General features: G+C 55.3%; 13 protein-coding genes, 1 tRNA gene and 1 pseudogene. All 15 read left to right on the forward strand.

Going from position 1 to position 15,364, the window contains the following annotated elements; genetic code table 11:
• Positions 1 to 141 (forward strand): elongation factor Tu (gene tuf, locus NTX17_09040; protein MCX5801517.1); only part of this gene is annotated, 141 nt, incomplete at its 5' end.
• Between the two features lie 97 nt (positions 142 to 238).
• Positions 239 to 388: a 50S ribosomal protein L33 gene (rpmG, locus tag NTX17_09045; GenBank protein ID MCX5801518.1), complete on the forward strand. Its 150-nt coding sequence runs from the start codon at positions 239 to 241 to the stop codon at positions 386 to 388.
• 71 nt (positions 389 to 459) lie between these two features.
• A tRNA-Trp gene (locus NTX17_09050) sits at positions 460 to 536 on the forward strand.
• 79 nt (positions 537 to 615) lie between these two features.
• Entirely contained in the window at positions 616 to 807 is a 192-nt protein-coding gene (secE, locus tag NTX17_09055; protein ID MCX5801519.1) for a preprotein translocase subunit SecE, read from the forward strand.
• A 76-nt stretch (positions 808 to 883) separates the two neighbouring features.
• Positions 884 to 1,414: pseudogene (gene nusG, locus NTX17_09060) on the forward strand (transcription termination/antitermination protein NusG).
• 131 nt (positions 1,415 to 1,545) lie between these two features.
• Positions 1,546 to 1,971 carry a 50S ribosomal protein L11 gene (gene rplK, locus NTX17_09065; protein MCX5801520.1) on the forward strand — a complete coding sequence of 142 codons (426 nt, stop codon included), beginning with the start codon at positions 1,546 to 1,548 and terminating at the stop codon, positions 1,969 to 1,971.
• 48 nt (positions 1,972 to 2,019) lie between these two features.
• The gene (gene rplA / locus NTX17_09070) at positions 2,020 to 2,724 is read left to right on the forward strand and encodes a 50S ribosomal protein L1 (GenBank protein MCX5801521.1); all 705 of its coding nucleotides are present in this window, start codon (positions 2,020 to 2,022) and stop codon (positions 2,722 to 2,724) included.
• Between the two features lie 109 nt (positions 2,725 to 2,833).
• The gene (gene rplJ / locus NTX17_09075; protein ID MCX5801522.1) at positions 2,834 to 3,352 is read left to right on the forward strand and encodes a 50S ribosomal protein L10; all 519 of its coding nucleotides are present in this window, start codon (positions 2,834 to 2,836) and stop codon (positions 3,350 to 3,352) included.
• 173 nt (positions 3,353 to 3,525) lie between these two features.
• Positions 3,526 to 3,915: a 50S ribosomal protein L7/L12 gene (rplL, locus tag NTX17_09080; GenBank protein ID MCX5801523.1), complete on the forward strand. Its 390-nt coding sequence runs from the start codon at positions 3,526 to 3,528 to the stop codon at positions 3,913 to 3,915.
• Between the two features lie 39 nt (positions 3,916 to 3,954).
• Positions 3,955 to 7,815 carry a DNA-directed RNA polymerase subunit beta gene (gene rpoB / locus NTX17_09085; GenBank protein MCX5801524.1) on the forward strand — a complete coding sequence of 1,287 codons (3,861 nt, stop codon included), beginning with the start codon at positions 3,955 to 3,957 and terminating at the stop codon, positions 7,813 to 7,815.
• 92 nt (positions 7,816 to 7,907) lie between these two features.
• Positions 7,908 to 11,984, forward strand: a complete 4,077-nt coding sequence (gene rpoC, locus NTX17_09090) for a DNA-directed RNA polymerase subunit beta' (protein MCX5801525.1) — start codon at positions 7,908 to 7,910, stop codon at positions 11,982 to 11,984.
• Positions 11,985 to 12,086: 102 nt separating this feature from the next.
• Positions 12,087 to 12,467 (forward strand): 30S ribosomal protein S12, encoded by a 381-nt coding sequence (gene rpsL, locus NTX17_09095; protein MCX5801526.1) that lies wholly within the window; start codon positions 12,087 to 12,089, stop codon positions 12,465 to 12,467.
• Between the two features lie 38 nt (positions 12,468 to 12,505).
• Positions 12,506 to 12,976, forward strand: a complete 471-nt coding sequence (rpsG, locus tag NTX17_09100) for a 30S ribosomal protein S7 (GenBank protein MCX5801527.1) — start codon at positions 12,506 to 12,508, stop codon at positions 12,974 to 12,976.
• A 116-nt stretch (positions 12,977 to 13,092) separates the two neighbouring features.
• Positions 13,093 to 15,204, forward strand: a complete 2,112-nt coding sequence (gene fusA, locus NTX17_09105; GenBank protein MCX5801528.1) for an elongation factor G — start codon at positions 13,093 to 13,095, stop codon at positions 15,202 to 15,204.
• A gap of 33 nt (positions 15,205 to 15,237) precedes the next feature.
• On the forward strand, positions 15,238 to 15,364 hold a 127-nt coding region (locus tag NTX17_09110; GenBank protein MCX5801529.1), incomplete at its 3' end, for a GTP-binding protein.

The raw sequence follows: 15,364 nt of genomic DNA on the forward strand, positions 1-15,364 counted from the left end.
GAGATGGTGATGCCTGGTGACAACGTGACGGTGGAGATAGAGTTGTTAACGCCGATCGCGTTGGAGAAGGAGTTGCGGTTTGCGATAAGGGAGGGCGGGCGCACTGTAGGAGCGGGCGTCGTCGCAGAAATACTAGACTGAGAACCGGTGCGGGTACGACCGGAGGCTTCAGTGCCTTCGTACCCGCGTCTTTGACTGTGGTCGTTTGATCCGGAAGCCAGAGGGTCGGTGAGCAAGGGTGCGCGAGCAAATAATACTAGCTTGTACTGACTGCAAGCAACGCAATTACACGTCAATGAAGGACAAGAGAAAGCATCCGGATAGGATCGAACTGAAGAAGTACTGTCCTTTTTGTCGTGTTCACACCTTACACAAGGAAACAAGATAACCGCCCCTGCATTGGGAGCGGGCTCTTGGAGCGGGCGGGCTCACCAGGCTCCGAGCGTACATGTCCCGGGAAGGCCTGTAGCTCTAACGGCTAGAGCACCGGACTCCAAATCCGGGTGTTGGGGGTTCGAATCCCTCCAGGCCTGCCAGACTATGATGGCCCGCTGGACGACCGATGAGAGTTGAAGTCGGATCCGGGGCCTGAAACAAGGAATAAGGAAGAGGAATTTGAAACAGTTCATCGAAAGGCTGAAGGTTTTCGTCAAGGAAGTTCGTCTTGAGATGTCGAAGGTCACGTGGCCGACCAGGGGTGAGCTACAAGACTCCACGATCGTGGTAATCGTTTCGGTCGTAGTGATCTCAGCTTTCATAGGCGTGATTGACTGGATTCTCTACTCGATGGTCAAACTCGCCTTCTAGCGACTGGGAGGGGCAAACGGAAGCGCAAGGGTCTGAAACCGGCAGCGAAAGTGTCAGCGAACGCGAGACTGTCACTGCAAAGCAGTGGTACGTAGTACACACATATTCCGGCCACGAAAACAAGGTCAAGACCAACATGGAGAGAGCCATCCACTCCAGGGGTCTTACCGAGAGTTTCGGCCAGATTCTTGTTGCCACTGAAGACTTTGCTGAGATGAAGAATGGAAAGAAAACAATCACGAAGCGAAAGACCTTTCCAAGCTACGTGCTTGTCGAGATGGAAATGACTAATCAGACCAGGGAGTTGGTCACCAACATACCTGGCGTTACGGGTTTTGTCGGCACGGGGCGAGACCCGCTTCCCTTGAAACAAGAGGAAGTGAGAAGGGTCCTTGGGCTTGATGCTGAGGGGAAAGCTGCGAAAGTCACTCCCGCGATACCTTTCAAGATCGGGGAACATGTGAAGGTAGTAGACGGCCCCTTCAGCGACTTCACGGGGATTGTTGACGAGATAAATCCGGAACGGGGGAAAGTCAAGGTCATGGTGAGCATATTTGGGAGAGCTACCCCAGTTGAGCTTGACTTTCTCCAAGTTCAAAGTATTTAGGATTCACGTTGCGCTCCTTCGGGGGGCGATCCAGTTGTCTGGTCCCACCCAGGGACATCGGTGAGTCCTTGTCTTCTGTGTCTGCTTGTTAGGATTGGCTTCGGTTTTGGAGCCGACTGGGGAGAGAAGAAATGGCCAAGGTTGTAGCCGCGACAGTAAAGCTTCAGATCCCAGCGGGTAATGCGACCCCCGCCCCGCCGGTTGGTCCCGCCTTGGGGCAACATGGCGTCAACATTGTGGAATTCTGTAAGGCCTTCAACGCGAGAACTCAGGGGCAGCCCGGATTGATTATCCCGGTCGTGGTCACGATTTTCAAAGACCGTTCCTTCAGTTTCATTACGAAAACTCCGCCCGCTTCAATTCTGTTGAAGCGGGCCGCCGGCATCGCGAAGGCTTCGGGCGAACCGAACAGGGTCAAGGTCGCGCAGGTGACGAAAGAGCAGGTCAGGGAAATCGCACTGCTCAAAATGCCGGACCTCAATGCTGCAAGCCTGGAAGCCGCAATAAGGATGGTAGAAGGCACTGCCCGAAGCATGGGAATAGAAGTCTCGGGTTGAGTCCGAGACCGGGATTGAAGAGCTCTCGTTCACAAGAGGTGTGAGTCCATGAAGCTTGCGAAGAGGTACAAGGCTGCCGCCGAGTCCTTTGATAGATTGACGAGGTATTCTCTTGCCGAAGCCGTCGACATAGTGAAGAAGAACGCAACCGCGAAATTCGACGAGACGATCGAGGTTGCGGCGCGCCTGGGAGTGGACCCGCGTCATTCAGAACAGCAGGTGAGAGGAACGCTCGTGCTGCCTCACGGAATTGGAAAGAGCGTGAAGATCCTCGTCATTACGAAGGGCGAGAAAGAGAAGGAGGCCAGGGACGCCGGCGCAGATCTTGTGGGCGCGGAAGAATACGTGGCCAAGATCAGGGAAGGTTGGCTGGACGTTGACAAGATTGTTGCGACCCCGGACATGATGAGCGAGGTCGGCAAGCTCGGGAAGATCCTCGGGCCCAAAGGCCTCATGCCGAATCCGAAGAGTGGAACGGTGACCTTCGATGTTACCAAGGCCATCAAGGAACTCAAGGCGGGCAAGATAGAGTACAGGACCGACAAGGTCGGCAATATTCACGTCCCGATCGGCAAGGCCTCCTTTGATAAGGAAAAGCTCGTGGAGAACATCACGGTTTTTGTGAGGGAACTTGTGAGAACCAGGCCGGCCTCGGCGAAGGGACAGTATTTCAAGAACCTGTCCATAAGTTCAACGATGAGCCCCGGCGTCAAGCTCGACGTTCAGGCCCTACTGGCGGCAATGAAGCAGTAGGTTCGCTGAGCGCTTGGTGGATTCATCGAGCGTCGGGCGGTCTCGTCGAGCACGACGATGTTGAAAGAACGATCTTGGAAGAGCAACCGGGACACTGAGAGGAAAAGCAATGGCGACACCTGAAAAAGAACAGGCCGTAGCTCAACTCGTTGAGAAGATCAATACCGCGAAAGCCATCATAGTGACGGATTACAGCGGGATGGACGTTCTCTCCATCTCCGAACTGAGGAAGAGGTGCAGGGCAGCGTCGGTAGAGTACAAGGTCGTCAAGAATACACTGACCAAAATCGCGATCCAGCAGACCCAGTACGGTCTTCTGGCGGACAAAATCGAGGGGCCCACTGCCCTTGCTCTCAGCGTGACAGATGAGATTGCCCCCGCGAGAGTCCTCTGCGAATTTCGCAAGGATCATGAGCTTCCGAAGATAAAACTCGGCCTTGTTGAAGGAAGGATTGTGAATTCCGCGGACGTTGGAAGGCTGGCCTTTCTGCCGCCCAAGAAGGTTCTTCTCGGGCATTTCGCAGGCACTCTCAGAAGGCCGCTTTCAATGTTTTCGTTTGCCCTGACTTTCAAGCTCCGTCAGCTTGCGGTCGCTCTGGAAGAGCTGAAAAAGAAAAAGACGGAGTGAGTAGGCGGGGCAGGAATGACTTTGCAGCACGGAGGTGAAGGATGAGCGAAGCAGGAAAGGGAGTCCCAAAGAAAGTTGTGACAAAGAAAAAAGTCTTGAAGGAACAAGAGGTCTCCTCCGCTGAGGAGACCACGGGATCGCCGTCAGAGGAAGTAGCGGAGGGTACAGTCGATATGAGCAACGTTGACAAGGTGATGGATCTGCTTGAGGGAATGACAATTCTTGAGGTCGACGACCTCGTGAAGAAGCTTGAGGAGAGATTCGGCATCACGGCAGCAATGCCGGCGGCTTTTGCCGCGGGTGCTGCGCCAGGCTTGGCGCAGGCTGCGCAGGTGCCCGTTGAGGAAGAGCAGACGGAATTCGACGTAGTCCTCAACGCTGCGGGCGAGAAGAAGATTCAGGTTATCAAGGTGGTGCGCGCTATCACCGGTCTAGGTCTCAAGGAGGCCAAGGACCTGGTAGATGGTGCCCCGAAGCCCGTTAAGGAGAAGATCAACAAGAACGAGGCCCAGGACATCAAGACCAAGCTCGAAGAAGTGGGGGCTGTTGTTGAGATCAAGTAGCCGAGCTCGTTACTCCATTCAAAGAAGGGTGTGACTGTCTTGAAAGCTGATCGCTACGACGATAAGAAGAATTTCAGCAAGATCGACAAGCAGTGGAGTGTGCCGCTTCCCAACTTGCTGGACGTACAACTGCAATCGTTCAAGGCGTTCTTGCAGACTGACAAGACTCCCCAGGAAAGAGCCAATGAGGGCCTCCAGGAGGTCTTCAGCAGCGTGTTTCCGATAGCGGACACTCGAGAGATGTACTCGCTTGAGTTCGTCAGCTATGACATTGGGGAACCGAAACACAGCGTCGAAGAATGCCAGGGCCGGGACTTAACCTTTTCGGCCCCTCTCAAAGCTACCCTTCGGCTGCGCATCAGGGAGGTAGTTGACGGCGAGAAACGGGACAAAGAGATTGTCGAGCAAGAGGTCTACCTCGGCGAGCTGCCGCTCATCACTGACAAAGGCACCTTCATCATCAACGGCGCCGAGAGAGTTATCGTAAGTCAATTGCATCGTTCGCCCGGCGTTTTCTTTGACGAGCTCATACACCCAAACGGCAAGAAACTGTTTTCGGCCAGGATAATTCCTTATCGCGGTTCGTGGGTCGAGTTCAGTCTGGACGCTAACGATGTGATGTACGTTCATATCGATAGAAAGCGAAAGCTGCCCGTGACCGTCCTCCTGAGAGCCCTGAGTTTCCAGAGCGAGAAGGAAATATTGGAACTGTTCTATCCTGTTGCCGAAGAGGAAGTGCCCAGGGCGGGGACCAAGAGGTCAGAGGAGCTCTTGGGCAAGATTGCGGCTGAGGATTTCGCTGACGAGGAAACCGGCGAGGTTCTTCTCGAAGCAAACGAGCCGATTACCGAGGCCGCTCTGGCCGACGTGAGAAAAGCGAAGCTCAAGAGGGCGAAAAGAAAAATAATTAGGTACTTCGAGATACCCTACGCGGCTGAGGCCGACGTCATTCGGAATACTCTGAAGAAAGATGCCTGTAAGAGTGAAGAAGATGCTCTGGCGAGAATCTACAACTTGCTGCGGCCCGGTGATCCTCCGAGGACCGATACGGCGCGCGAGATATTGAACAGACTCTTTTTCAATCCCAGACGTTATGACCTCGCCAGAGTCGGAAGATACAAGCTGAATCAGAAGCTCGATCACGCCGCACTTCTTAGCGACAAGTTTAAGGCGCCGCCTCGCACTCGCAGCATCCTCTGCAAAGAGGACTTCATCGCGATCATAAAGTACCTGCTCAAGATGAGGGAAAGCGAGGAGAGCGGGGAGCCGATGGCCCCGGATGATATCGATCATCTGGGAAACAGAAGGGTTCGCTCCGTGGGAGAGCTCCTCGGCAACCAGTTCAACATCGGTCTGGCCCGCATGGCAAGAATAATCAGGGAGAGGATGGCACTGCAGGACGCGGAGAACGTCACGCCGTACGATCTCATAAACGCTCGGACAATCTCTGCCGTCATTCAGAGTTTCTTCGGAAGCAGCCAGCTCTCTCAGTTCATGGACCAGACCAATCCGCTCGCCGAATTGACGCACAAGAGAAGGCTGAGCGCTCTCGGTCCTGGTGGTCTAACGAGAGACAGAGCGGGTTTCGAGGTGAGGGACGTTCACTACACGCACTACGGCCGGATGTGTCCGATCGAGACGCCGGAAGGCCCGAACATAGGCCTCATCTCGTCGCTGAGCTCCTACGCGAGGGTCAACGAGTTTGGATTCCTCGAGACTCCCTACTGGAAGGTCACCTCTGGCGTCATCGAGCGAAGCAAGATCCACTATCTTTCTGCCGACGAAGAGGACAAGTACAAGATCGCACAGGCCAACACCCCCGTGGGGAGCGACGGCAAGCTTCAGGGCGACCAAATTCAGGTCAGATACAAGGGTGAGTTCCCGGTCGTCGCTCGCAGCGAAGTTGACTACATGGATATTTCTCCCATCCAGCTCGTCAGTCCTGCTGCGGCCCTGATCCCGTTCCTGGAGCACGACGACGCCAACAGAGCCCTCATGGGATCCAACATGCAGAGGCAAGCCGTGCCGTTGCTCAAGACGGAGACGTCACTCGTGCTGACCGGCCTGGAAGGGAAGGTGGCGGAGGATTCTGGCGCTCTCATTTTTGCGAAGCGCGCCGGAGCAATCGAAAGCGTGTCCGCCGACACCATCATAGTTAGACCCGAATCGGATGAAGGTGAGACCATAGAGTTCGACGAATTCGGTGGTCTCGACGTTTACAGACTTACCAAGTTCAGACGCTCAAACCAGGACACGTGCATAAATCAGAGACCGCTCGTGAAAGAAGGCGAGAAGGTCAGGGCCGGCCGGGTCATAGCCGACGGGCCTGCCACCAAAGATGGAGAACTTGCCCTGGGCGCAGACGTGCTCGTCGCTTTCATGCCCTGGGGCGGCTACAACTTTGAAGACGCCATTCTTGTGAGCGAGAAGCTCGTGAAGGAGGACCGCTTTACTTCGATACACATTGAGGAGTTCGAGCTTCAGGTCCGTGATACAAAGAGGGGAACGGAAGAGATTACTCGTGAGATTCCAAACGTCAGCGAGGAAGCCGTCAAGGATCTGGACGAAGACGGAATCGTAAGAATAGGCGCCCACGTTAGGGCGGGGGACATCCTCGTCGGCAAGGTGACTCCGAAGGGTGAGACGGACCTGACGCCGGAAGAGAGGCTTCTCAGGGCCATATTCGGCGAGAAGGCAGGCGACGTGCGCGACGCTTCCCTCAAGGCGCCTCCAGGCATGGACGGCATCGTGATCGACATAAAGGTCTTCTCCAGGAAAGAGAAGGACGAGGTCACGAAGAAGCAAGAAAAGAAAGAGTCTGATCGTCTGAAGAGAATGGTTCGGAAGGAAAAGGACAGAATCTTTGAAATCCGCGACGCCCAGCTTTCCAAGATTCTTGCGGGAAAAACGATCCAGCAGATTCGTAGGGAGAGTAACGGCAAGATAATGTTCCGAGGCGGGAAGAAGTTCACGGGCAACGTCCTTTCCAAGATCGAGCTCACAGACATTCCCTGGAATTCTCAGATTACCAAAGATCACGAGACGAACGGAAGATTCTGGCAGGTCATGGCTGCTGCCGAAAAGGCACTCGAGAACATCGACAAGCAATTGGCAAAGGACTTGGAGAGGTTGTCGAGGGGTGATGAGCTTGCACCCGGTGTCGTAAAGCTAGTGAAGGTTTACGTGTCCAGAAGGCGCAAGCTGTCCGTGGGCGACAAGATTGCCGGGCGGCATGGTAACAAGGGAGTTGTCGCAAAGATTCTTGCCGAGGAAGACTTGCCTTACCTTCCCGACGGGACTCCCGTAGAAATGGTGCTGAATCCTCTGGGTGTTCCTTCCAGAATGAACCTGGGTCAGATACTTGAAACACATCTTGGCCTGGCCGCCAAGGCCCTCGGTTTCAGAGCCGTGACCCCCGTTTTTGGAGGCGCAACGGTTGAAGAGATCAAGCAATTGCTTGGGGAGGCCGGTCTCTCCGAGGATGGGAGAACGGCTCTCTATGACGGAAGAACGGGCCAAGTGTTCGATCAACCTGTGACAGTCGGCCACATCTACATGATGAAACTCTCACATCTCGTCGACGACAAGATACACGCTCGCTCCATCGGTCCGTATTCCCTGGTTACCCAGCAGCCTTTGGGCGGCAAGGCCCAGTTCGGCGGCCAGAGATTCGGTGAGATGGAGGTGTGGGCTCTTGAAGCCTTCGGAGCCGCTTACACGCTTCAGGAGCTTCTAACGGTGAAGTCGGACGACGTCTCCGGAAGATCAAAGATTTACGAAGCAATTGTGAAGGGAGAAAACCCACCTGAGCCTGGCGTTCCTGAATCTTTCAACGTGCTTGTGAAGGAACTCCAGAGTCTCTGTTTGGACGTGCAATTCGAGGAAGGCGACAGAGAGTGAGTTTGAGACAGGCACTCTAGTGGGCCTTGTTTCGAAGGGAGAGAGAGAAGATGCAGGACATGATTCGTTCCGAGGGGCTTTTGGGAGGACGGATGACTCTCACAAAGACGGACGATCGTGAGGCCAGAAGACGTTTTAGTTTCAACTCGATTCGGCTTCAGCTTGCTTCTCCTGAGGTTATGCGAAGCTGGTCACACGGGGAAGTGACCAAGCCCGAGACAATCAACTACAGGTCGTTCAAACCCGAGAAGGACGGACTCTTCTGCGAGAAGATATTCGGGCCGGTAAAGGACTGGGAGTGCAACTGCGGAAAATACAAGCGAATTCGTTACAGGGGAGTCGTCTGCGACAGATGCGGTGTTGAGGTGACGTTGGCAAAGGTGCGCCGTGAGAGACTCGGTCACATTGACCTCGCAGTGCCGGTGGCTCACATCTGGTTCTTCAAGAGCGTTCCCAGCAGGATAGGCCATCTCTTGGACATGGGCATCAAGGAGTTGGAAAGGGTTCTCTACTACGAGTCCTACGTTGTCCTTGACCCGGGCGATACCAACCTCAAGAAGAAAGAACTCATAACGGAAGAGCAGTACAACGAGCTTGTTGATGAAGGAAAGCAGTTCGTGGCCAGAATGGGTGGGGAAGCTATCAGGGGGCTCCTCGCCGAGATAGACCTCAACGAATATTCTGCCGAACTTCGCCTCCAGGCCAAGGTTGAGACGAGCGCGCAGAGAAAGAAAGAGACTTTGAAGCGGCTGAGGATCGTGGAGGCCTTCAGGCAGAGCGGCAACAGGCCCGAGTGGATGATACTCACGGCCATTCCTGTTCTGCCTCCAGATTTGAGACCTCTGGTCCCGCTCGAAGGAGGCCGTTTTGCCACGAGCGATCTCAACGACCTTTACCGAAGGGTCATAAACAGAAACAACAGGCTCAAGAAACTCGTAGAGATAAAGGCTCCCGAGGTGATTTTGCGCAACGAGAAGAGGATGCTTCAGGAAGCCGTAGACGCGCTATTCGACAACGGAAGAAGGTCCCGCGCCGTTCGGGGTCAGGGCAATCGTCCCCTCAAGTCTTTGAGCGACATGCTGAAGGGAAAGCAGGGCAGGTTCAGACAGAATCTGCTTGGCAAGAGGGTGGATTACTCGGGCCGTTCGGTGATCGTTGTGGGCCCGGAACTGAAGCTTCACGAATGCGGACTTCCCAAGACGATGGCCTTGGAGCTGTTCAAGCCTTTCATCATAAGGAAGCTGGAAGATAGAGGTCTTGTCCAGACGGTCAAGAGTGCGAAGAGACTCGTTGAGAGAGAAAGGCCTGAGGTTTGGGACATACTGGGGGAGATAATCGAGGGACATCCCGTTCTTCTCAACAGAGCGCCCACCCTTCATAGACTAGGAATCCAGGCTTTCCAGCCCGTGCTGGTTGAAGGGAAGGCCATCAAGATACACCCGCTGGTTTGCGCGGCGTTCAACGCCGACTTTGACGGCGACCAAATGGCCGTTCACGTTCCTCTCTCCTACGAAGCGCAGATCGAAACGCTTTTGCTCATGATGGCGCCTCACAACATCCTGCTACCGGCAAACGGCAGGCCGGTTGCCACGCCGAGCCAGGACATTGTGCTCGGGTGTCATTACCTGACCAAGGAGAGATCGGGCGCAAAGGGCGAGGGCAAGCTCCTTTCCGGTCCGGACGAAGTTAGAGCGGCCTTTGAGGAAGGAGCCATCTCGCTTCACGCCAAGATCAAGGTGAGGCTGAACGGCGAAACAATCGAAACTTCCGCCGGTCGCGTGTTCTTCAACGAAATCATGCCCCCGGGTCTTGGTTATTCCAACATTCTGCTCGACAAAAAGGCTCTGGAGAATCTGGTCTCCACCTGTTACCGGAAGCTGGGCCCGACCGCTACCGCGAAGTTCCTCGACGACTTGAAGGAACTCGGGTTCGAACAGGGTACGAGAGCCGGTATCACCGTCTCGATCGACGACATTCTCATACCGCCTGCGAAACCGCAGATTATTGCACAGGCAATGAAAGCGATAGAAGAGCTTCGCAAGTCCTATCTGAAGAATGCCATCACGGACGGCGAGCGCTACAACAAGGTGATCGACACCTGGACCCATGCCACGACTGAGGTAGAGAAGGAAACTTACAGCAACCTGAAGGCCGACAGACAGGGGTTCAATCCCATCTTCATGATGGCCGAGTCCGGTTCAAGGGGTAGCAGGGAACAGATAAGGCAGCTTGCGGGCATGAGAGGCCTCATGGCTAAGCCGCAGAAGAAAATCACCGGAGGCTTTGGCGAGATTATTGAATCACCGGTGTTGCGAAACTTCAGAGAGGGACTCACAGTGTTGGAGTACTTCATCTCCACGCACGGCGCGAGAAAGGGACTGGCCGACACGGCGCTCAAGACTGCGGACGCCGGCTATCTCACGAGGCGTCTCGTGGACGTGGCTCAGGACGTTATAGTGACGCAGGAAGACTGCGGAACCATTCTCGGCCTCGAGGTTGGCACTCTGAAGGAAGGCGAAGAGATAATAGAATCGCTCAGCGACAGAGTGGTGGGGAGGGTTGCGGCAGAAGACGTGGTCGATCCGATTGCCGGAGAGGTGCTTGTTGAGGCAGGCGAGGAGATCGTCGAGGAAGCGGCGCGGCAGATGGAGGATAGCGGAATAGAAAGAACGTGGATCAGATCCGTGCTCACCTGCGAAGCGAAGCGTGGCGTGTGCGCCAAATGCTATGGCCGAAACCTCGCGAGTGGCAGGATGGTGGACGTCGGCGAAGCCGTCGGTGTCATTGCCGCCCAGAGCATTGGTGAGCCCGGCACCCAGCTTACGCTCCGAACATTCCACATCGGAGGGACCGCCAGCAGGATCGTGGAGCAGTCCATCATAAAAGCCAAGTCAGACGGAGCCGTGAGGTTCAAGCACGTCGAGACGGTGCGCGGCAAACCGGACGGTCGTCTCGTGGTCGTGGGTCGTAAAGGCGAGATCGAGGTAATTGACAAGGAGAAGCACGTCCGTCACAAGTTCAATCCGCCTTACGGTGCCAAGCTCTTCGTTGAGGACGGTGCCGAGGTGACGAAAACCGACGACCTCTTCGAATGGGACACTTACAACACGCCCGTCCTGGCCGAAAAGAGCGGCAAGGTTTCGTTCGTCGACATCGTTGACAAGTTCACCTTGAGAGACGAGTGGGACGAAAACACCGGCCAGAGACATAGAGTCGTAACCGACGACAACGAAAAAATCAGGCAACCGAGGCTGGAGGTTCTTGATTCCAAAGACAAGAGAATCGCGTCGTACCTGATTCCAACCGGCGCAAGGCTCCTGGTGCGGAACGGTCAGAAGGTGGAGGCCGGAGAGGTGCTCGTGAAGATTCCTCGCGACATTACGAAGACGCGCGACATCACCGGCGGCCTCCCGAGAGTTTCCGAACTCTTCGAAGCCAGGAAACCCAAGGACCAGGCCACCGTGACGGAGATCGACGGCAAGATTGAGTTTGGCGCGGTGAGTCGTGGAATGAGAAAGCTCACGGTAAGGAACGAGAACGGCGAAGAGAGGGAATACCTTGTCCCTGCCGGAAAGCACATGCACGTGAGGGACGGCGACCTCGTGAAGGCCGGCGACCGGCTTACCGAAGGTCCGACCAATCCGCACGACATCTTGAAGATAAAGGGAATCAAAGAAGTGCAGGAGCACCTTGTGGACGACATTCAGGAAGTCTACAGACTCCAGGGTGTGCGTATCGACGACAAGCACATCGAAGTGATAGTGAGACAGATGCTCCAGAAAGTGCGCATCGAGGATCCCGGCGACACAAACTTCCTTGAAGGAGAACAGGTTGACAAGGTGCAGCTCAGGGAGGAACAGGAGCGCGTGGAGGCCGAAGGCGGCAACCGCGCCACATTCCAGCCCCTGCTTCTGGGCATAACAAAAGCCTCGCTCAGCACACAGAGTTGGATCTCGGCCGCCTCTTTCCAAGAGACGACGAGAGTCCTTACCGAAGCCTCGATCCAAGGGACCAGGGATTATCTGAGGGGCCTCAAGGAGAACGTCATTATCGGCCATCTGATACCTGCCGGTACGGGGTTGTCGAGGTACAGAAGTCTCAAGGTGGAGGAAGAGGCACCGGAAGCTGAAGAAGCGGACAAAGAAGTTGGTGAGGTTCAGTCTGCGTAGTGGACGCAGCGGACCCAATGAGAATCCGATGGATGGTAGCGTAAATGGTAATGACAGCATCGCGACGGCCCAGAAAAGGCTTCAGAGAACCGGAGGTTTGATTTGCCGACCCTGAATCAGCTTTTGAGATTTGGAAGGACGGACGTAGGCAGGAAATCTTCTGCACCCGCTCTCAGGGGTTGTCCCCAGAAGCGGGGCGTGTGCACGCGAGTATATACTTCAACTCCCAAGAAGCCGAACTCCGCGCTGCGAAAAGTGGCAAGGGTAAGGTTGACCAACGGGATTGAAGTTACCTGTTACATCCCGGGCGAAGGGCACAACCTGCAAGAGCATTCGATTGTGCTCATCAGGGGTGGCAGGGTCAAGGATCTGCCGGGCGTTCGATATCACATTATCCGCGGAGCGCTTGATACGAGCGGTGTCGAGGGACGGACCCAGAGCAGGTCGAAGTACGGCACGAAGAAGAAGAAGGCAGCAGTCTAGTCTTGGAGCCGCCTCTGTCGGGAAACTGGAGGAAGTAGATGCCGAGAAAAAAGGTAATTGAGCGGAGGGAGTTGCCGCCCGACCCGCAATACGGCAGCGTGCTCGTCGCGCGATTCGTCAACGCTCTCATGAGTGAGGGAAAAAAGAGCACTGCCGAGAGGATTTTCAACGAGGCAATGAAGCTAATCGAAAAGAAGACCGGACAGGACGGACTGAGTCTCACCAAGACCGCCCTCAACAACGTGAAACCCGTTCTAGAAGTGAAGTCGAGACGTGTTGGTGGTGCGACTTATCAAGTTCCAGTCGAGGTCAGGCCGGAACGGCGCACGGCTCTTGGTATACGCTGGCTGATCGCGTTTGCCACCGCGAGGCCGGATCACACAATGCAGGAGCGACTTGCCGGCGAGATTATCGCCGCGTCCAAGAACGAAGGCGGAGCGATCAAGAAGAGGGAAGATACTCACAAGATGGCCGAGGCCAACAAGGCCTTTGCTCACTACAGGTGGTAATTACTGCCGGGCGAGCGAGGCTCTGCCCGGTTTGAAGGGACCTCCATGGGGCTCTTGGGCTTTGAAAGATGTGAGGTCGTGGGAATCGACGAAACCCGCAAGGGTGGAGGTTTTGAGTGTCTAGACAGACACCGCTGGAAAGAACCAGAAACATCGGCATCGCGGCCCACATCGATGCCGGCAAAACCACCGTCACCGAACGGATGCTTTTCTACTCGGGAAGAGTCCACAGAATTGGTGAGGTTGACGATGGCGCTGCGACCATGGACTGGATGGAGCAGGAAAAGGAGCGCGGCATCACTATTACTTCGGCCGCGACGACTTGCTACTGGCGTGATCACCGAGTCAACATCATCGACACGCCGGGTCACGTTGACTTCACGGTCGAGGTCGAGCGCTCTCTCAGGGTTCTTGACGGCGTCGTGGCTGTGTTTTGTTGCGTTGGAGGTGTCGAGCCGCAGAGCGAGACCGTCTGGAAGCAGGCGAATCGCTACAAGGTTCCGCGCATCGCATTTGTGAACAAACTGGACCGCGTGGGTGGCGATTTCTGGCGTGTCGTAGGAATGATACGCGATAGATTGGGCGCCAGACCCGTTCCCATTCACGTTCCTATAAGGAATGGCAACGAGGAATATGTTGGAATGATTGACCTGGTGGACATGACGGCCATGACGTACGACGCAGATCCCATGGTGACTACATACAACGTCGAGCCTCTGAGTGGCGACGGCATTTCTTCACGTTTCGGGAACCGGTACGTTGAGCTGGCCAGAGAAAAGAGGAAAGAACTTCTGGAAGAAGTGGCGGAGTTCGACGACGACGTGATGCATGTCTATCTGGATAACAAGGAACCTGAGCCGGAGAGTATCATGAGAGCTCTCAGAAAAGGGACTCTCTCGGGCTCCATAGTCCCGGTGTTGGGTGGCGCCGCCGTCAGAAACAAGGGGGTTCAGAGATTGATGGACGCCGTCGTGGATTTTCTTCCGTCTCCTCTGGACGTACTACCGGTGGAGGGAGTGAACCCCAAAACGTCGAAGGTCGAGACAAGGCGTCCGGACGAGAACGCGCCTTTCTCGGCTCTGGCTTTCAAGATCATGGTTGATCCGTACGTGGGAAGGTTGACCTTTTTCCGAGTCTATTCCGGAAAGGTGAAGTCGAATTCCACGATCTACAACGCGACCAGGGGAACGAGCGAGAGAGTCGGCCGGCTCCTGGAGATGCACGCGAACAAGAGGGAAGAGCGCGACGTGGTCTATTGCGGGGACATTGCTGCTGCGGGGGGATTCAAGAAGGTTTCCACTGGAGACACCTTGACCGACAGGGCCCACCCGATTGTGCTTGAACCGATACGTTTCCCCGAGCCCGTGATCGCCGTCGCCATCGAACCAAAGACAAAGGCAGACGAAGACAAGCTTTCAGAGGCTCTGGCAAAACTGGCCGAGGAAGATCCAAGCTTCAGGGTGAAGAGCGACGAAGAAACGGGTCAGACCATCATTTCAGGAATGGGCGAGCTTCACCTGGACATTCTCGTGGAGAGAATGCTGAGAGAGTTCGATGTGGCCGCAAACGTCGGCAAGCCGCAGGTCGCCTACAGAGAGACCATTACACGGGCGGCCGAGGCGAGGGGCAAGTTTATCAAGCAAAGCGGCGGCAAGGGGCAGTACGGCGACGTCCTGCTCAGGGTCGAGCCCCTCGAGAGCAGGATCGGGTTTGAATTCGTGTCAAAAATCTCCGGTGCAGTCCTGCCGCGACAGTTCATTCCTCCGATCAAGAGAGGCATCGAGGAGGCCATGGAGAACGGCGTGGTCGCAGGGTATCCCGTCACCGGAGTCAAAGTGACGCTTCTGGACGGCACTTATCATGACGTTGATTCGTCCGAGCTGTCGTTCGAGATTGCCGCGTCGATAGGTTTCAAGGACGCAGTGATGAAGGGCGACCCCAAGCTACTCGAACCCGTCATGCAGGTCGAAGTTGTTGTGCCGGATGAATACATGGGTGATATAATCGCAGACTTGAGCTCCAAGCGGGGCCGCATCGAGGGTATGGCCGCGCGCTCCGACGGTAGGGTGATCGATGCGACCGTACCACTGAGCGAGATGTTCGGCTACTCTACAAGACTTCGCTCGCTGAGTCAGGGACGTGCGATTTACACTATGGAATTTGCGAGATACGAGTTAGTTCCGGAAGAACTTTCGGACAAGATCATCACGCGCTTGCGCGGATGCTAAACATCGGACAAGACCTAGTAGGAGGTAGAGCTGATGTCAAAGGCTCGGTTTGAGCGGAAGAAGCCGCACGTTAATGTTGGGACGATAGGGCACGTGGATCATGGGAAGACGACGTTGACAAGTGCGATAACGATGTATTTGGCGAAGCGGGGGTTGGCGA

The sequence above is a fragment of the Candidatus Eisenbacteria bacterium genome (assembly GCA_026388185.1).
Lineage (GTDB): Bacteria > Eisenbacteria > RBG-16-71-46 > JAFGJU01 > JAFGJU01 > JAPLKG01.